Genomic DNA, 18,084 nt, shown 5'->3' on the forward strand with positions numbered 1-18,084 from the left:
TCCAGGGAGAGGAGTCCCGGGTAGGGACCTACAAGTAATCGGCGGACTTCCGGGCCGACGCGGTGGCGTTGGCCCGCTCGTCGGGCCGGCCCGTCTCGCGTATCGCCGCCGAGCTGGGTGTTAATCACGAGACGCTGCGGCAATGGATCAAGACGGCGGAGAAGGCCGAGCGGCCCGAGGCGGTTGCGGAGTCGGCGAAGGACGCGGAGATCGCGGCCTTGCACAAGCAGGTGCACGAGCTGGAGATGGAACGTGACATTCTACGCCGGGCGGCCAAGTATTCTGCGGGCGAGACGAACTGGTGAGCCGCTGCGAGTTCGTTGCCGATCACCGCGGCGCCTTCGGCGTGAAGCGGCGTGCACCGTGTTGAATTTGTCGAGGTCCGGGTTCTACCGGTGGCTGAAGACTGCCCCGGCCCGCGCCGCGAAACAGGCCGCGGACGCTGCACTCACCCGGCGGATACGCAAGGTCCACGCGGAGTCCGGAAAGACGTACGGGGCCAAGCGGAGCACCGCCGAGCTTCGCGCGTGCAGTGTGGTCGTCAACCGCAAACGCGTCGAACGGCTCATGCGCCAACACGCCATCCAGGGGCGGAGGCTGAAGCGTCGACACCGAACCACCATTCCGGACCCCGCCGCCCAGGCGGTGCCCGATCAGCTGCGGCGCAACTTCACCGCATCCGCCCCCAACCGGGCCTGGATCGGCGACATCACCTATCTGCCCATCGCCGACGGGAAGTTCCTGTATCTGGCCACCGTCATCGACGTGTACTCCCGTCGCCTACTGGGCTGGTCGATGGCCGATCACATGCGGGCCGAACTCGTCACCGACGCGCTCAAGGCGGCCGTCCGAACTCGCGGCGGCCGGGTGGACGACGTCATCTTCCACAGCGATCACGGGGCTCAATACGGGTCGAAGGCATTCGCCGAAGCCTGCCACCGGGCCGGGATCCGCGGGTCCATGGGAGCGGTCGGCACCTCCGCGGACAACGCCCAGCGGAGTCGTTCTTCTCCTCGCTCAAGCGCGAGATCCTGCCCGACCGACGCAGCTGGCCGACCGAACCAGCCGCCCGGCTCGCAGTCTTCCGCTGGCTCGGCTTCTACAACCACCGGCGCAGGCACTCCACAATCGGCTACCTCGCGCCGGCCGTCGTCGAGCAGGGATCAACTACGCTGGCCATCGCTGCATGACAACCGGTGTCCACGACCAAGGTGGAAGCCCCGGCCGCCTATCGTCGCCTTGTGGAACAGCACGCCGACGGCCCTTCGCTGCTTCCAGAACTCGGCGAATCCGGCCGTTTCCTTCGACTGCACACCCCGCAAAAGTCTTCCGGCCGACCCTACCTTGCAGCGATTATCTCCCCCCATGCGTGCTTGAGGCTCCTGGCTCGATCTTGCACCCACGGCTCCGGATCGAGCTAATGTTGCACGCTGTCATCGCGGCCCGCCAGGCTTCCGCTTCCCAGGACATGCCTCCACCCGCAAGGGATTCGGCGTGCCGTGGGGGAAGTCCTTGTCGTCCTATCTGCTCCGGGAGTCTGCCGCTTCGTTGGCCGAAGAGGTCAAGCGCCAACCTGGAATGGCTCATCGTCCGCTGACCGAGCGGCTGATCCTGGCCTACAAGGACAAGCACAAGCGGAAGAAGGGCAAGGACCAGGAGGGGACGCCTCCGGCGAACGGTCTTGTCGAGGCCTGGGAGAACAGTCTTCCTCCGGTGATCAATGCCCTCGTCGAGCGGGGTCTTGGTCAGGTGGAGGTGTTCATAGAGTTCGGGCTTCCGCACACCGACGCCGATGTGGACATGCTCCTGGCCGGCGTGCACCCGGGCAGCGGCGCACCCTCGTACGTGTTGATCGAGCTGAAGCAGCAACGTTCCGCCACTGTGCACCCGGAGCGGTCGGTCGCTGTCGATCTCGGTTTCGCCAACTGGAAGCTGCATCCGGTCCGGCAGGTGCAGAAGTACTGCGACTATCTGGTGCAGTACAAAGCCGCCCTGCGCGGTAAGCCCGAGAGCGTCGTCGGAGCGGTGCTGATGCACAACGCTCACGACGATGACGTGCGAGAGCTGTTCCAGCTTCCGGAGAGCGAGCACGGGCGGCTCTACACCATGGACCGGTTCGAGCAGTTCCGGAAGCTGCTGGGTGCGCGGCTGGCCGCACTGCCGGGTGGAGAAGCCGCCCAGGTACTGATCGACTCCCTTGAGTACGATCCTCCGAAGATCGCCGACGTCAACCTTCCCACGCGTATGGGACCGCCGGAGCGCTTCCAGCTGCTGGACGAGCAGGAGTTGGCGCACCAGGACGTACACGAAGCGGTACGACGGGTCCGTGAGGGCCGCACCAAGGAAGTCATCATCGTCCGGGGCGGGCCGGGCAGCGGCAAGAGCGCCATCGCGCTCGAGCTCCGGCGCACTCTTGACCAGGCCGGCTGGAACGTCGTTCACGCGTCCGGGGCCAAGGCACTCACCCTGACCCTTCGCGAGACCTACGCGCAGAACGCGCCGCGTGGCATGAAGGGAAAGCTGCAGAAGGAAGCCACACGCCTGTTCACCTACTTCAACCAGCTGAAGAAGCTGCCGCCGGACAGCTGTGACGTGGTCATCTGCGACGAGGCACATCGCATTCGCCGCCACTCCGTCGACCGGTACACGCCGCGCGAGGAGCGGGAGAACGCACGACCTCAGGCCGACGAAATCATAGAAGCGACGCGTGTCCCCGTCTTCCTGCTCGACGACTGGCAGTCCCTTCGCCCCGGCGAGGTCGGCACGGCCGAGTACCTGATCGAACGCGCGAAGGCGTTGGGGCTTCGGCACACCCTCATCGACCTCGGCGGCATGTTCCGGGCCCAGGGAAGCGCCTACTACCGGGACTGGGTGCTGAAGCTGCTCAGCGTGGGCGTGCACACGCCTCAGGTCTGGGTGCCCGACGGGCGCATGCAGGTTCACCTCGCCGACTCTCCGCAGGAGATGACGGACTTCTTGGAAGAACATCGGCTCACAGGGGCAAGCACGCGAACGGTCGCCGGTTTCTGCTGGCCGTGGAGCAATCCGGACGAGAACGGCGAGCTGGTCCCGGACGTCACAATCGGCGATTGGCAGCAGCCCTGGAACGTGAAGAGCGGCCATGCCGTGGAGGGCGCACCCGATGCCGACTTCTGGGCCACCGACCCGCGGGGAACCGGGCAGGTCGGTTGCGTCTACACCGCCCAGACCTTCGAGTTCGACTGGGTAGGCGTGATCATCGGCCCGGATCTCGTCTGGCGTGAGGGCCGTTTCGTCATCGACCGGACCGCCACCCATGACCCCGAGCTGCGGCCCAGAACGATCGATGAGGCCGATATCGACCGATGCATCCGTAACGCCTATCACGTCCTGCTGACCCGCGGAATCATGGGCGTGGTGATCTACTCGACGGACGAGGCCACGCGGGACGCTCTACGCGGGCATGTGATCACCTCGGTACAGCATCCGCTCCCCAAACCGATGCGCAAGATCGTCGGTCCTTGACGGCGGTATTCCGCCAGTCGGCCCGGCACACCGTTCGGTAGCATTCGATCAATCGTCAACGCGGCCCGCCGGGCTTCCGTCTCAGGACATGCCCCCACCCGCACGAGTCGTTTCGTGCTGCCTGGGGGCCTCTCTTGCTGTTCCGCGACTCCGCCGCTGCAGTCGCCGCCCGCCGCCTCGAAGGATCGTTGGGCCTGTATCTCACCGAGCAGTTCACTCGGGTACATGGGTACAGGCCGAGCATGGCGGAAGCACGCTCCTGGGAGCGGAGTATCCCGGCTCTCACCGACGCGCTGCTCGACGCCGGGCTCGGTCAAGTGGAGGTGCTGCTGGAGTTCGGGCTGCCGTTGACCAGCAAGCGAGCCGATGCGGTTCTCGCCGGAGTCCATCCCCGGACCGGTGAGCCCTCGTATGTCGTCGTTGAGCTCAAGCAGTGGAGTGAGGCTCACCCCGACGATGACGATCCTCTGCTGTGCTTCCTGGCCGACTACTCCCACCCGGTCCTCAACCCCATCGAGCAGGTGCGCGGATACTGCGACTACCTCGCCGCCTTCAACGGGGCGCTGGCTCAGCATCCTGAGCGGATCTCGGGCGTCGCCTACCTCCACAACGCAACCGCGTTCGGCGTTTCCGGCCTCGACGAAGTCGAACTCAGTGAACGCGGGCGCATGTTCACGGCAGACAGACGCGGCGACTTCCTCGCATACCTGCAGTCGAAGCTGGCCGCCGCATCCGGAGCCAAGGCAGCCGACGAGTTGTTGCTCGCCAAGGTCCAACCTTCGAAGCAGTTGATGGCCGTCGCAGCGCAGGAGGTCCGCGAGCGGGAGCAGTTCGTGCTTCTCGACGAGCAGCGTGTGGCGTACGAGACCGTGCTGAAGGCCGTCGAGCGGGCGCACGAGGCTGATCGCAAAGAGGTTGTGATCATCACGGGCGGCCCGGGGACCGGCAAGAGTGTGATCGCCCTGTCGCTCCTCGGGGAGCTGTACCGGCGTGGAGTTCCCGCTCTGCACGCGACCGGCTCGCAGTCGTTCACGAAGACCATGCGCAAGGTGGCCGGCGCGCGGAAGCCCGAAGTGCGGGACCTCTTCAAGTACTTCAACAGTTTCGGGACCGCCAAGCGGAACAGCCTGGACGTGCTGGTGTGCGACGAAGCCCATCGAGTGCGGGAGACCTCTGCCAGCCGTTTCACTCCGGCGGCGCAACGCACCGGTAAGCGGCAGATTGAGGAGCTGATCGACGTGGCCCGCGTGCCCGTCTTCCTCCTGGACCAGCATCAGGTTGTACGGCCTGGGGAGACGGGGACCGTCGAGGAGATCAAGGCAGCGGCCGCGCAGAAGGACCTGCAGTGCCGGGTGGTGGAACTGGACAGCCAGTTCCGCTGTGGTGGGAGCGACGCGTACCTGCGGTGGGTCGTACGACTGCTGGGACTGGAGGGCGACGAGGCCGTCGCATGGGAGCCCGATGGTCGGATGCAGCTCGATGTCGTCGATTCTCCGGAGGAGTTGGAAGCCCTTCTGGACGAAAAGCGGTCGAAGGGGTACGGGGCCAGGCTGTCAGCCGGGTTCTGTTGGCGCTGGTCGGATGCCAAGCCCGGTGAACCACTTCCCACCGACGTTCAGATCGGCGACTGGAGCCGACCGTGGAACCTCAAGGGTGAGCGGTCGATCATGGGTGCACCGCCCTCAGCGCTCTGGGCCACTGACCCTGCGGGCTTCGGCCAGGTCGGCTGTGTCTACACGGCGCAGGGCTTCGAGTACGACTGGAGCGGCGTAATCATCGGGCCCGACCTCGTCTGGCGGGAGAACGGCTGGGTCGTCGACCGGGCCGCTTCGAAGGACCCCGCCCTGCGGAAGGGGAACGGCACGACTACGGCATCGGACATCGATGTGGATCGGCTGATCCGCAATACCTACAAGGTGCTCCTGACGCGTGGCATGGTCGGCACGGCCATCTACTCGACAGATCCGGAAACTCGGGCGAAGTTGCGTGAGCTGGTGAAGCCTGGGAGATCGACTGCCACGGCTCTCAGCGCGTGATAGCGACGCTAGATCAACTGCTGCAGCCGCAACCACGGGAAGCAATCTCCTGCCTCGTCGCGAGTGCGGTCCACTACTCAGCCATCGCGGCGGAAGCCGGATACTTCAGGGCAGAGGTCGCTTGCCTCAGGCCAGCCCCGAGGACCCCAATCCCGCCGCCCCACGGCTACTTCCATGGCTGCCATACGTAGCCGCGCGACCCGTTTGGACCGGTGGGGAACAGTGTCTGGCCAAGCCTCAGATTCAACAATAAAGGGCCCCCGGGCCAGCACTTTCACTGGTCAGGGGCCCTTGGGGACAGACGAGTCGGGCTGTACGCCGGGTTCTGTTCCCCGGTCCCTCGCGGGTGCCGGGGTGACGGCCATCCATCTAGGGCCGGTGTTGCCACCGGCCTCGTGCGGTCTACCCGGGGACTCGGGCGGGCAGCCCTCGAACGTCCCCGCAGAAGCACCGGGGTGCTTCCTTTTGACCTTGCTCCGGGTGGGGTTTACCTAGCTGCCCAGGTCACCCTGGGCACTGGTGGTCTCTTACACCACCGTTTCACCCTTACCGAGGACCGAGGTCCCCGGCGGTTTGCTTTCTGTGGCACTGTCCCGCGAGTCGCCTCGGGTGGCCGTTAGCCACCACCCTGCCCTGTGGAGCCCGGACGTTCCTCGGGAAGCCCCCTGAGGGGACTCCACGCGGCCGTCCGCCCGGCTCGTCTGCCGTGTCGACCATGTTACCGGGCGCCGGCCTCGTCTCGTTCCGGCCGGGGGGCCGGGGCCGGTCCGCGGCGGAGCCACTGTCGGGCGGGACGCACCGGCACCGGGTCCGCCGACTCCTTCGGTGCCGAGGCCATCGTCGCCAGCACCGACCCCGCCAGGATCAGCGCGAAGGAGACCGCGATCGTCGCGGTGAAGCGCTCGTTCAGGAAGAGGGCCCCGGCCGCCACCGCCACCGCCGGGTTGACGTACGTGATCACCGTCGAGCGGGTCGGGCCTATCTCCTTGATCAGTTCCAGGAAGGCCACGAAGGCGACCGCTGTGCACAGGACACCCAAGGCCAGGAGGGAGAGGAGGGCGCTGGAGGACGGCATCGAGGCGGGCCAGGTGGCTGCCGCCGCGGGGGCGTAGACCAGGGTGGCCAGGGTCAGGCAGGGGGCTATGAGCTGCAGTGTCGGGACGTCCTTCAGGCGGCGGGCCGCTATCAGGGGCGCCGTCGCGTAGCCGATCACCGTGATCAGGACCTCGCCCAGGGAGCGGGCGTCGCCGCCGGTCAGGTGGGGGACCGTCAACACTCCTACGCCGGCCAGGCCGATCAGGAGGCCCGCCACCCGGCGTGTGCCCAGGTGTTCCGTGTCGCCGAAGTAGCGAGCCGCGACCACGCCCACGATCGGTACGCCCGCGATCAGCAGGCCCGCCGTCGAGCTGGACAGGTGGCGTTCCGCGTCCGTGAGCGTGAACCAGGGGCCCATGATCTCTATGCACGCGAAGGCCAGCATCGGGCGCCAGTGGGTGCGGATCGTCAGCCACAGGCCTCCCTGGCGGATCGCCAGGGGGAGGAGGAGCAGGGCGCCCACCGCGCAGCGGGCGAACACCACCATCGACGGGGACACCTCGTCCACCGCCACCTTGATCATCAGATAGGGGATGCCCCAGATCACTCCCATGAGGGAGAAGAGGAACCAGCCTCGTGCAGTCATGCGGCAAGCATCGATGTCAGGAGCGTCCCGCGTCTTGAACGCTGTTGCGGTAGGCGGCGGGGGTCACGCCCAGCACCCGGCGGAACCAGCGGGTGAGGTGGGCCTGGTCCGCGAAGCCCACCAGGGTCGCCACCTCCGCCGGGCGCAGGCCCGAGTCCAGCAGGGCGCGGGCCCGGGTCACCCGGTACTGCGCCAGCCAGGCGTACGGCGGGACGCCCATCGTCGTACGGAAGGCCCTGAGGAGCTGGTAGCGGGAGAGGCCGAGGTCGGCCGCCAGGTCGGAGAGTGAGGGTGGGGCGGTGAGTTCGTCGGCGAGTCTGTCCCGGACGAGGTGGGATATCCCCTGCGCCCCGGGGACGTGGTCCGTTGCCGGGCGGGCCGTGGAGTGGCGGTGGGACAGGGCCGTCAGCAGCCAGGGGAGGCGGGATTCCGCTTCCAGCGGGTCGGGGCAGGTGGCCAGGTCGGTGTGGGCCTGGCGGAGGGCCGCGGCCAGTTCCGGGTCGTCCAGTACCGGCTCGCGGAAGTGCGGTGTGCCGGCGCCCAGGGTGCCCTCCGCCAACAGGGACGGGTCCGCGTACAGGGCACGGTAGGCGTAGCCCTCGGTCGGGGTGGCCGGGCCGCCGGTGTGCATCTCGCCGGGGGCCAGTACGACGATCGCGCCGGGGCCGTTGCGGATGTGGCCGCCCCGGTAGTCGATGATCTCGGAGCCGCCCACGCACACCCCGATCGTGAACTCCGCGTGCGCGTGCGGGGCGTAGGTGTGGCGCTCGAAATGCGCCGTCAGCAGGTCGAGCGGCGGCCCGCAGCGGCCCAGCCGAGCCCTCGTCCACCGTGCTTGTTCCGCCACCTTCGGCACCCCCTAGACCTCACACCTGCAACGCGCTCAGGCGCCGGTTTCATGCCCCGTCCGCTCCATCCGCTCCAGCGCGTCGAACGCCGCCCCCATCCGTTCCCGGTGGTCCCGCGCGATCTCCGGGAACGGCTCGCCCGCGAGCTGGCGCCGCACGGAGGTGACACACACCGAGCGGTACGCGGCGACGGTCACGGCCGCCAGCAGCTCCGGGTCGGCCTGCCCGGCCTCGGCGAGCGCTCCGGCCAGTGCCCGCTCCACCTCCTCGGCCCCCTCGCGGGCGCGCGCCAGCAGCGTCGGCGAGGCGGCGACGACCGGCCAGAAGCCCTCGAAGCCCTCCCCCACCCCGCCCAGCGGGTGCCCCGCGTCGATGAACCGGAAGGCAAGGCGGCGCAGCGCCGTGAGCGGGGGCTCGCCGGGGGCCCGGTCCCGTACCGCCCCGGAGAAGGCCTGGACGGCCTCCGGGATGCGGTCGAGGAACAGGTCCTCCTTGCGCGGGAAGTAGTTGAAGACGGTCATCGCCGAGACGCCCGCCGCCCGCGCGACCTCGGCGACGGTCACCTGGTCGAAGCCGTGTTCCCGGAACATCACCGTGGCGACGTTCGAGATCCGCTGCCGCGTCTCCCGCTTCTTGCGCTCCCGCAGGGACTCTCCTGGCCTGTTCTCATCGATCACAAGAAAACTATAGCCGCTCGAAACTTTTAGTGACTACAGTGAAGTCATGACTACGACGACAACAGAGCGCAAGAACGTGGACATATACGACGTGGTGGTGGCAGGTGGCGGCCCCGTCGGGCTCTTTCTCGCCGGGGAGCTGCGGCTCGGCGGGGCGAGTGTGCTGGTCGTGGAGCGGCTGGCCGAGGTGGACGTGACCATCAAGGCGGGCGGGATCAACACGGCCGGCGCGGTGGCCCTCTACCGGCGGGGCATGCTGCCCGAGCTCGCGGAAGCCTGGGAGAAGAACCGCTGGCGGTTGCAGGCCTTCCTCGGGGACCGCGGTGCCGACGCGTCCCGGACTCCCCCGAAGTTCGCGGGCCACTTCGCCGGGATCATGATGCGCGGTGACCTGTTCGACGGCTCCGACCCGGCGTTCGCCGACATCGGCCCCGCCGACCGGGTCGGCCTCGGTGTCCCGCAGGCCGACCTGGAGCGGATCCTGGCCGCCCGCGCCGAGCGGCTCGGCGTCGAGGTCCGCCGGGGCGTGGAGCTGACCGGCTTCGACGCCGCCGACGACAACATCACCGTACGGCTGGGCGCCTCCGAGACGGTCCGGGCCGGCTGGCTCGTCGGGTGCGACGGCGGGCGGAGTACCGTCCGCAAGCTCGCCGGGATCGACTTCCCCGGTACCGAACCGGAGATCACCGGCTACCAGGCCGTCGTCGAGATGAGCGGGGGCGAGCGGCTGGGGAAGGGGTGGAACACCACGGACGTCGGGACGTACGTCAACGGGCCCTTCCCCGGCCGGATACTCACCGTCGAGTTCGACGGGCCGCCCGCCGACCGTTCCGCGCCGATCACCGCCGAGGAGCTCCAGGCCGCCCTGCGCCGGGTGTCGGGGGTGCCGGAGGTGACCATCCACGAGGTGCACTCCTCGACCCGGTTCACCGACAACGCCCGGCAGGCGAGCACCTACCGCAAGGGCCGGGTGCTGCTCGCCGGGGACGCGGCGCACGTGCACTCGCCGTTCGGCGGGCAGGGACTCAACCTCGGGCTCGGCGACGCCATGAACCTCGGCTGGAAGCTGGCCGCCGTGGCGCGAGGGCGGGCCCCGGAGTCCCTGCTCGACAGCTACACCGGCGAACGGCATCCGGTCGGCGCCTGGGTGCTGGACTGGACCCGCGCCCAGATCGCCGTCATGCGGCCCGACCGGCACGCCCGCGCGCTGCGCCGGGTGGTCACCGATCTCGCGCTGACGAAGGACGGGACGACGTACCTCGTCAAGCAGATCTCCGGTGTCTGGCAGCGGTACGACCTGCCCGGCAAGCACCCCCTGACCGGGCGGAGCGCCCCTGACCTGGAATTCTCCGACGGCACCCGGCTCGGCGACCATCTGCACGACGGCCGCGCCCTGCTCCTCGACCTCGCCGACGACCCGAAGCTGCGCGCCCGGGCGGAGGGGTACGGCGACCGGGTGGACGTCGTCGGTGCGGCCTGCCCGGGGCGGCCGGAGCTGACCGGTCTCCTCGTGCGGCCCGACGGGTTCGTGGCCTGGGCCGCGGACGGGGACGACGACCGGGGAGACGACCTCGACGACGCCCTGATCCGCTGGTTCGTCACCGCCTGAGCCCGCGCCTGCCCCCGCCGGGCCGCCGCCGCGAGGTGAGCGTCGTGCGGTTCCACGCCGACGACGCCACCGGTCTCGTACGACAGCTCACGCGGGCGCGAACCGCACCTTCGCCGTCCCCGGATCGGCCTGGGTCAGCCGCACCGGCAACCGCTCGCCCAGCGGAAGAGGCGCCCCGCCCTCGATTCGGCCTATGACGGCCGGCTGCTGCAACAGCACCTTCCCGACGGCCGGCTGACGCGGCTCGACCTCCACCACGTACCCGTCGAAGACCTCCCCGACGCGGTCCTTGAGCAGGGCCGCCTCGACGACGTCGACGCACTCCCGCTCCACCGTGCCCGCCCGCCGCGCGCCCTCGGCCATCTCCTTGGGGAGCAGGTCCAGCGCCATCAGCACCCAGTCGGGCGGGGCCTCGCCGGCCGCCGCCGCCAGGCACAGCTCCGAGGCGTAGCGGTCGGCCAGGCGGCGCAGCGGCGCGGTGCAGTGTGCGTAGGGGGCGGCCACGGCCGCGTGGGTGCTGACCGCGGGCAGCACGCCGTCCCGGAAGACCGTGTAGCCGGCCCCGCGCAGCAGCGTGGTGCACTCCTGGAGGAAGGCCGCGTGGCGGGGGCGGCGCGGGTTCAGGGAGCGGATCAGCGCGGCGTACGAGACATGGTGCGGCCAGTCGATGTGCAGGGCGGTGGCGGTTTGGCGCAGCCGCGCGACGGCGCCGTCGGGGGCGGTGGGCAGGGTGCGCAGGACGCCGGTGCCGTGGGCCAGCATCAGATCGGCCGCGGCCATGCCGGTGAGCAGGGAGATCTGGGCGTTCCAGGACTCGGCGGGCAGCGCGGCGCGGTAGCTGAGCCGGTAGGTGTGGTCGTACTCGACGATCTCCTGCTCGGGCACGTTGAGCGAGATGCCGCCGCGCTCCACCTCAAGGCGTTCGCGCGCCTCGCCGATCTCCTTGAGCAGGGCGAGGGGTTCCTCGGCGGTCCCCTCGTCGATCTGCTGCTGCACGCCGGCGTAGTCCAGCTTGGCCCGGCTGCGGACGAGGGACCGGCGGACGTCGGCGGTCAGGGTCCGTCCCTCCTCGTCCAGGTCGATGGTCCACAGGACGGCCGGGCAGGCCTGGCCGGGGAGCAGGCTGGCCGCGCCCTCGCTGAGCACGGCGGGGTGCAGCGGGACCCGCTCGTCCGGGAAGTAGAGCGTGTTCACGCGGTGGTGCGCCTCGGAGTCCAGGTCGCCGCCGGGCACGACGAAGGCGGCGACGTCGGCGATGGCGTACCGGACGCGGTAGCCGCCGCGGCGCCGGGAGAGGTGCATCGCCTGGTCGAGGTCCTGGGCGGTGGGCGGGTCGATCGTGAGGAAGGGGAGGTCGGTCGCGTCGTGGGCGGGCACGGCCGGGTACGTGGCGGCGCTCTCGGCCTCCGCGAGCACCTCGGGCCGGAAGCCGTCCGGGATGCCGAGGTCGTCCCGGAGCGCGGCGAGCGCGGCCCGGAGGGGCGCCTCGGGGGCACCCGTGACGCGTATGTGGCGGCTGGGCATACGACGAGCGTAGTCACATCGTGCCGGTCCGGCGCTCTACGCTGGCGCGAAGCGTCGATGACGCACTTGACGACGGACTTGATGTCGAGCCTGTTGGTGACCTTGCTGGTGAGCTCGACGGTGAAGAGGAGTACGTGTGCTGGTCCTGCTGCCGCCCTCGGAAGGCAAGGCGTCCTCGGGCCGTGGTGCCCCGCTGAAGCCGCACTCGCTGTCCCTGCCGGGGCTCGCGGACGCCCGCGAGGCCGTGCTCGCCGAGCTGGTCGACCTGTGCGCCGGTGACGAGGAGAAGGCGCGCGAGGTCCTCGGGCTGAGCGAGGGACTGCGCGGCGAGGTCGCCAAGAACGCGGAGCTGCGGACGGCTGGCGCACGGCCGGCCGGGGAGATCTACACGGGGGTGCTGTACGACGCCCTCGGCCTGGCCTCCCTGGACGCGGCGGCGAAGCGGCGGGCCGCTCGGTCGCTGCTGGTGTTCTCGGGGCTGTGGGGCGCGGTCCGGGTGACGGACCGGATCCCCTCCTACCGCTGCTCGATGGGGGTGAAGCTGCCGGGGCTCGGGGCGCTGGGGGTGCACTGGCGCAAGCCGATGGCCGAGGTGCTGCCGGAGGCGGCCGGGGCGGGGCTGGTGCTGGACCTGCGGTCGGCGGCGTATGCGGCGGCGTGGAAGCCGAAGGGGGAGGTGGCCGCGCGGACGGCGACCGTGCGGGTGCTGCACGCGCCGACGCGGAAGGTGGTGAGCCACTTCAACAAGGCGACGAAGGGGCGGATCGTACGGAGTCTGCTGACCGCCGGGATCGCGCCGGGCGGTCCGGGTGAGCTGGTGGAGGCGTTGCGGGACCTGGGGTACGAGGTGGAGGCCGCGGCGCCGGGGAAGGCGGGGCAGGGGTGGGCGCTCGACGTGTTGGTGGACGAGGTGCATTAGACGAGGTGCATTGGACGAGGTGCATCAGACGTCACGTTGCGGCGCATTGCAGTGTGTGCAACGACCTTTGCGCGGTGCGCATCGCCCCGGCAGGATGTCGGCCATGCCCACCTCCGTGCTGGACCTCGCCCCCGTCGTCCCCGTCGTCGTGATCGAGGACGCCGGTGATGCCGTACCGCTCGCGCGGGCGCTGGTGGCCGGGGGGCTGCCCGCGATCGAGGTGACCCTGCGGACCCCGGCGGCGCTCGACGCGATCCGGGCGATCGCCGCCGCGGTGCCGGACGCGGTGGTCGGGGCGGGGACCGTGCTGACGCCCGCCCAGGTCACGGAGTGTGTGGCGGCCGGGGCACGCTTTCTCGTGAGCCCGGGGTGGACGGACGGGCTGCTGGGGGCGATGACCGCGTCCGGGGTGCCGTTCCTGCCGGGCGTGTCGACCGCCTCGGAGGTGGTGACGCTGCTCGAACGCGGGGTGCGGGAGATGAAGTTCTTCCCGGCGCAGGCCGCCGGCGGCACGGCCTACCTGAAGTCCCTCGCGGGTCCACTCCCGCAGGCCCGCTTCTGCCCGACCGGAGGGATCGGCGCGGACAACGCCCCGGAGTACCTCGCCCTGCCCAACGTCGGCTGCGTGGGCGGCACTTGGATGCTCCCGGCGGACGCCGTGGCCGCCCGGGACTGGGCCCGCGTCGAGTCGCTGGCGCGGGCCGCGGCGGGCCTCAGGGACGCAGGTGGGACGTGTCGTTGAAGAGCCGTACGCTCGCGTTGCCGTCCGCGTAGTACGCCACCGCCGACAGCGAGGCCGCCGACAGTTCCATGCGGAACAGGGACTCCGCCGGGGCACCGAGGGCGAGCCGCACGAACGTCTTGATCGGCGTGACGTGGGTGACCAGCAGGACCGTGCGGCCCGCGTAGGCGGCGACCAGCTTGTCCCGGGTGGCCGCGATGCGCGTCGCCGTCTCGGCGAAGCTCTCGCCACCGCCGGTGGGGTGGGCCTCCGGGTCGGCGAGCCAGGCGTTCAGGTCGTCCGGGTAGCGCTCGCGGACCTCGCCGAAGGTGAGGCCCTCCCAGGTGCCGAAGTCCGTCTCCTTGAGCCCCTCCTCGACGGTGACGTCGAGGCCGAGGCGCTCGGCGACCGCTCCGGCGGTCTGCCGGGTGCGGGTGAGGGGGGAGGCGAGGATCACCTCGATCGTGCCGCGGCGGGCGAGGGCGTCGGCGGCGCGCTGCGCCTGCTCCAGGCCGACGTCGGAGAGGGCGGGGTCGGTGCCGCCGCTGCCGGAGAAGCGTTTCTGGGGGGTGAGGGGCGTCTCGCCGTGGCGGAGGAGGACGAAGGTGGCCGGGGCGCCGAGATCGGGGGCCGAGCTCCAGCCGGGGGTCGCTACTTGGCTCGCGGCGCGGGTGTCGGCGGTGGCCTTGTCGGTCGTCGTCACAGTGCCGGTGCGTGGGGGCTGGTCGCGCAGTTCCCCGCGCCCCTTACGGGGCGCTGCCGGTGCCGTCGGCGACTCCGCCCGGCCCGACCGCTCAGCCCGTGCGTCAAGCTCCGCCGTAGACCCCGCAGCCGACCACTGTTCGCCCCGCTTGCCCGCGTCCATCGCCTCGTTCGCCAGGCGGTCGGCGTGCTTGTTCTCGGCTCTCGGGATCCACTCGTAGGTCACCCGGTCCGCCGGGAACACCCGTCCCGCCTCTGCCGCCAGGGGCTTCATGTCGGGGTGTCTGATCTTCCAGCGGCCCGTCATCTGCTCGACGACCAGCTTGGAGTCCATGCGGACGTGGACGACGGCGGCCGGGTCGAGGTCGTGCGCCGCGCGCAGGCCCGCCAGGAGGCCGCGGTACTCGGCGACGTTGTTGGTGACGACGCCGAGGTACTCGGCCGCCTCCGCCAGCGTCTCGCCGGTCGCCGCGTCGATGACCACCGCACCGTAGCCGGCGGGTCCCGGGTTGCCCCGTGAGCCGCCGTCCGCCTCGACGATGAACTCCCTTGCCACGTACGCCCCTTAAGTGTTCCTACAGACCCGACTCAGACGTGCGCACCAGGATGCGACGGCAGTTCTCGCAGCGCACCACCGTGTCGGGCGCGGCCGAGCGGATCTCGTTCAGCTCGGTGATGGCGAGCTCCTGGCGGCAGCCCTGGCAGCTGCGGGCGTACAGCTTGGCCGCGCCGATACCGCCCTGCTGCTCGCGCAGCTTGTCGTAGAGCTTCAGCAGGTCCGCGGGGACGGTGCCCGCGATGACCTCGCGCTCCTTGGTGACCGTGGCCGCCTCGGCGTCGAGCTCTCCGGACGCGGCGTTGCGGCGGGCGGTGGCCTCGTCGATCCGGCCCTGGACGGCGCCGGTCCGCTCGGTCAGTTCGGCGACCCGCTCCTGGGCGGACTCGCGGCGCTCCATGACCTCCAGGACGACGTCCTCCAGGTCACCCTGGCGCTTGGCGAGGGAGACGATCTCCTTCTGGAGGTTCTCCAGGTCCTTCGGGGAGGTGACCGCGCCGGAGTCCAGGCGCTGCTGGTCGCGGGCGGCGCGCTGGCGCACCTGGTCCACGTCCTGCTCGGCCTTGGTCTGCTCGCGGGCGGTGTCGCTCTCCTCGGTCTGCGCGGCCACCAGCAGGTCGCGCAGCTGGGTGAGGTCCTTCGTCAGCGAGTCGATCTCGGCGTGTTCGGGCAGCGACTTCCGCTTGTGCGCCAGCTGCTGGAGGCGGACGTCCAGGGCCTGGACGTCGAGGAGTCGGATCTGGTCGGCGGGCGCGGCGTTCAGTTGGGGGCTCCAAGGGAGGGGGTATGGCTGGTCCAGGGGTCGGTGACCGTCTTGGAGACGTGCACCCGAAGGTCCCAGCCGTTGCGGTCGGAGATCTCGTCGAGCTGGGCTGCGGCCAGCTCGCACCAGGGCCATTCGGTGGCCCAGTGCGCCGCGTCGAGCAGCGCGAGGGGGCTGTGGGCTACGGCTTCGGAAGCCGGGTGGTGGCGCAGGTCCGCCGTCAGGAAGGCGTCCACGCCGGCGGCGCGTACGACGTCGAAGAGGCTGTCGCCGCTGCCGCCGCTGACGGCGATCGTACGGACGAGGGCGTCGGGGTCGCCGGCGACGCGGATGCCCTGCGCGGTGGCGGGGAGGCGCTCGGCCGCCCTGCGTGCGAGTTCGCCGACGGTGACCGGGTGGTCCAGTTCGCAGACGCGGCCCAGGCCCCGGCGGCCCTCCGGGTCGGTGGGGTCCGGGACGAGGGGGCGTACCACCCGCAGGTCCAGGGCGCCCGCGAGCGCGTCGGAGACGCCCGGGTCGGCGGTGTCGGCGTTGGTGTGGGCGACGTGCAGCGCGATGTCGTTCTTGATGAGGGTGTGCACCACGCGGCCCTTGAAGTGGCTCGCCGCGACCGTCGTCGTACCGCGCAGGTAGAGGGGGTGGTGGGTGACCAGCAGGTCGGCGCCCAGCTTCACCGCCTCGTCGACGATGTCCCGCACCGGGTCCACGGCGAACAGGACCCGGGTGATCTCCTGGTCGGGGTCGCCCACGACGGTGCCGACCGCGTCCCAGGACTCGGCCCGCTCGGCGGGCCACAGGTTCTCCAGCGCGGCGATGACTTCTGACAGACGGGGCACGGGGAAAGGCTACCTGCCTGTTCCCCGGGGCCGTACCTGCTCGCCCACGGGAGGCAACGTCCAGCACACCCGTCCCCGTTTCCTCAGGCGAATCGCCGAGTGTGCACCCGTATGTGTGAAGCCGTGTGCCGCCGCTCCCCGTCTGTGCGTACGAAAACTAGCTTCGTTGCCGGAGGTGACCGAGCGATGACGGTCTGTGCGATCGAACCCTCGGCTGCGGACGAGGACGACAGCGCGCCGAGAGCGGGCTGCACCATCACGGCGGACGGGGCGTACGCGGCCCGGCTGGTCCAGCAGGAAGGTTCCTGGTACCCGGAGCGGTGGACGCTGGACGGCTTCGAGCCGTACGCCGTGCCGCTGCCCGGCAACCAGCCCGAGGAGCCGGGCACGGAGGTGCAGCCGATGGGCGACGGGCGGGTGCTCATCCACCGGCGGGTGGACGGGCGGCACCACTTCGCCCTGCTCTATCCGACCGGGCCCGGCACCGGTGAGCTGCCGCTGGGTGCGGTGGAGTGCCCGGACCCGGGGACCTCGCTGCGGCTGCTGCCGCCCGCACCCGGCGGCCGCGACGCGTGTGCGCTGGCCGTGGGGGAACGCTCCTCCACCGTGTGGCTGGTGACGGGCGGGGCCTTCGGGCCGGAGCGGCTCGCGGTGGTTCCGGGGCGTTGTTCGGGCGGGGTGTGGCTGGACCGGGGCGGGCGGATGCTGGCCCTGGACCGGGAGCTGGGCGGGCGGACCAAGGCGGTCGTGGTCGATCTGGAGCGGGGCGGCGAGGTGTCGCCGCTGCTGCAGATCGCGGCGGACAGCGACGACCGGCTGCTGGTCGCCGACCCGGACAGCGGGCTGATCCTGGTCGGCTCGGACGCGCCCTCCCCCGGGCAGGAACGGTTGGGCTGGGGTGTCCTCGGCAGCACGCTGCCGGTGCGCTTTCCGGAGAGCCTGCGGCTGGCGGAGTGCACGGTGACGCCGTTCGCGATCCAGCCGGGGCTGGTGCTGATGCCGGAGAGCTGCGGGGTGGCGCTGCGCATGGACGGTCCGTTCGGCAGCTGGGTCGGCGCCTGGCGGCCGAGGGACCGCGGGGTGTGCCATCTCCCGGCGCCGGAGGGGTGGTTGGCCGGCGCCGGGCTGTGGACGCAGGACGGGGTGCTGCGGCTGCCGTACGCCACGGGGGAGGTCCCGTGCGGCGTGGCGGAGGTCGCGGTGCCCTGGGGGGAGACGGGGGAGTACGGGGGGCCGGGGGACGCGGGCCCGGGGGATCCGGTTCGGGACGGCACGGCTGCCGGGGCGTCGGGTACGCCCGGGGAGCCGGCGGAAACGGATCCTCCGGAGCCTGTCGTGGCCCGGCCGGTGCCCTTGCAACAGGCTCCGCTGGGGCGGCTCGTAACGAAGTAGAGAAGGCTTGTAACGAAGTAGCACCGGTCGGCGTGGCCGCCTGGATTCGCCCCGCGGTGGGTTGGTTAAACTCGCCGCGCTGTAAGAAAGATCATGTTGACGGGGTGAATTCTTCCGATGAGCGACACCAGCACGTCTCAGCACCTGTCCGCCGGCCTGCAGGAGTCCGACAGCCACGGCAAGCACCGTGGTCCGGTCTCGGCCCAGGACGGCGAATCGGCCCCGAGCGGCCGGCACCGCAAGCCGGAGCCGGCCGAGACCGCGGCCTGACGGTTCGTACGACAGCGGCTCCGCCCCTCTCGGGGTGGGGCCGCTG

14 protein-coding genes, 1 other RNA gene and 1 pseudogene are annotated in these 18,084 nt (G+C 70.7%); 8 read left to right on the top strand and 8 right to left on the bottom strand.

What is annotated here, in order from left to right:
- Positions 1–62 precede the first annotated feature (62 nt).
- The 3 genes and pseudogenes from ACWGJB_RS18055 to ACWGJB_RS18065 all read left to right on the top strand — a co-directional run bounded on the left by ACWGJB_RS18055 (position 63) and on the right by ACWGJB_RS18065 (position 5,540).
- Positions 63–1,190: pseudogene (locus ACWGJB_RS18055) on the top strand (IS3 family transposase).
- A gap of 358 nt (positions 1,191–1,548) precedes the next feature.
- Positions 1,549–3,504, top strand: a complete 1,956-nt coding sequence (locus tag ACWGJB_RS18060; RefSeq protein ID WP_453381124.1) for a DNA/RNA helicase domain-containing protein — start codon at positions 1,549–1,551, stop codon at positions 3,502–3,504.
- 134 nt (positions 3,505–3,638) lie between these two features.
- Positions 3,639–5,540, top strand: a complete 1,902-nt coding sequence (locus tag ACWGJB_RS18065) for a DNA/RNA helicase domain-containing protein (RefSeq protein WP_453381125.1) — start codon at positions 3,639–3,641, stop codon at positions 5,538–5,540.
- Positions 5,541–5,838: 298 nt separating this feature from the next.
- On the opposite strand, the gene rnpB is transcribed toward ACWGJB_RS18065, so the two are convergent.
- From rnpB to ACWGJB_RS18085, 4 genes are all read right to left on the bottom strand, one after another.
- Positions 5,839–6,240: RNase P RNA component class A (gene rnpB / locus ACWGJB_RS18070), an RNA gene on the bottom strand.
- A gap of 18 nt (positions 6,241–6,258) precedes the next feature.
- Positions 6,259–7,221 carry a DMT family transporter gene (locus ACWGJB_RS18075; protein ID WP_453381126.1) on the bottom strand — a complete coding sequence of 321 codons (963 nt, stop codon included), beginning with the start codon at positions 7,219–7,221 and terminating at the stop codon, positions 6,259–6,261.
- Positions 7,222–7,237: 16 nt separating this feature from the next.
- Positions 7,238–8,068, bottom strand: a complete 831-nt coding sequence (locus ACWGJB_RS18080; RefSeq protein ID WP_453381127.1) for an AraC family transcriptional regulator — start codon at positions 8,066–8,068, stop codon at positions 7,238–7,240.
- Positions 8,069–8,104: 36 nt separating this feature from the next.
- Positions 8,105–8,746: a TetR/AcrR family transcriptional regulator gene (locus tag ACWGJB_RS18085; RefSeq protein ID WP_453381128.1), complete on the bottom strand. Its 642-nt coding sequence runs from the start codon at positions 8,744–8,746 to the stop codon at positions 8,105–8,107.
- A gap of 46 nt (positions 8,747–8,792) precedes the next feature.
- Between ACWGJB_RS18085 and ACWGJB_RS18090 the strand changes: the two genes are divergently transcribed.
- A complete protein-coding gene (locus tag ACWGJB_RS18090) occupies positions 8,793–10,355 on the top strand; it encodes an FAD-dependent monooxygenase (RefSeq protein WP_453381129.1) in 1,563 nt (520 codons plus the stop codon).
- Between the two features lie 87 nt (positions 10,356–10,442).
- Here the strand turns inward: ACWGJB_RS18090 and ACWGJB_RS18095 are convergent, their stop codons facing one another.
- Complete coding sequence (locus ACWGJB_RS18095) at positions 10,443–11,879, bottom strand: RNB domain-containing ribonuclease (RefSeq protein WP_453381130.1); 1,437 nt, start codon at positions 11,877–11,879, stop codon at positions 10,443–10,445.
- A 136-nt stretch (positions 11,880–12,015) separates the two neighbouring features.
- Between ACWGJB_RS18095 and yaaA the strand changes: the two genes are divergently transcribed.
- Positions 12,016–12,798: a peroxide stress protein YaaA gene (gene yaaA, locus ACWGJB_RS18100; RefSeq protein ID WP_453381131.1), complete on the top strand. Its 783-nt coding sequence runs from the start codon at positions 12,016–12,018 to the stop codon at positions 12,796–12,798.
- A gap of 94 nt (positions 12,799–12,892) precedes the next feature.
- Entirely contained in the window at positions 12,893–13,540 is a 648-nt protein-coding gene (locus ACWGJB_RS18105; protein WP_453381132.1) for a bifunctional 4-hydroxy-2-oxoglutarate aldolase/2-dehydro-3-deoxy-phosphogluconate aldolase, read from the top strand.
- Here ACWGJB_RS18105 and ACWGJB_RS18110 read toward each other — a convergent pair.
- From ACWGJB_RS18110 to ACWGJB_RS18120, 3 genes are read right to left on the bottom strand one after another with little or no spacing between them, the layout of a single operon-like run.
- The gene (locus ACWGJB_RS18110) at positions 13,512–14,777 is read right to left on the bottom strand and encodes a bifunctional RNase H/acid phosphatase (RefSeq protein ID WP_453381133.1); all 1,266 of its coding nucleotides are present in this window, start codon (positions 14,775–14,777) and stop codon (positions 13,512–13,514) included. The genes ACWGJB_RS18105 and ACWGJB_RS18110 overlap by 29 nt on opposite strands.
- Before the next feature lie 19 nt (positions 14,778–14,796).
- Positions 14,797–15,540: a zinc ribbon domain-containing protein gene (locus ACWGJB_RS18115; protein ID WP_453381355.1), complete on the bottom strand. Its 744-nt coding sequence runs from the start codon at positions 15,538–15,540 to the stop codon at positions 14,797–14,799.
- Complete coding sequence (locus tag ACWGJB_RS18120) at positions 15,537–16,376, bottom strand: Nif3-like dinuclear metal center hexameric protein (protein WP_453381134.1); 840 nt, start codon at positions 16,374–16,376, stop codon at positions 15,537–15,539. Before ACWGJB_RS18120 ends, ACWGJB_RS18115 begins: the two co-directional genes overlap by 4 nt.
- A 186-nt stretch (positions 16,377–16,562) precedes the next feature.
- On the opposite strand from ACWGJB_RS18120, the gene ACWGJB_RS18125 reads away from it, so the two are divergent.
- Entirely contained in the window at positions 16,563–17,768 is a 1,206-nt protein-coding gene (locus ACWGJB_RS18125; protein ID WP_453381135.1) for a hypothetical protein, read from the top strand.
- Between the two features lie 117 nt (positions 17,769–17,885).
- Positions 17,886–18,038, top strand: coding sequence for a hypothetical protein (locus tag ACWGJB_RS18130; protein WP_453381136.1), 153 nt, complete (start codon positions 17,886–17,888; stop codon positions 18,036–18,038).
- Positions 18,039–18,084: the final 46 nt, after the last annotated feature.

This window comes from Streptomyces sp. NPDC054813, assembly GCF_053611365.1.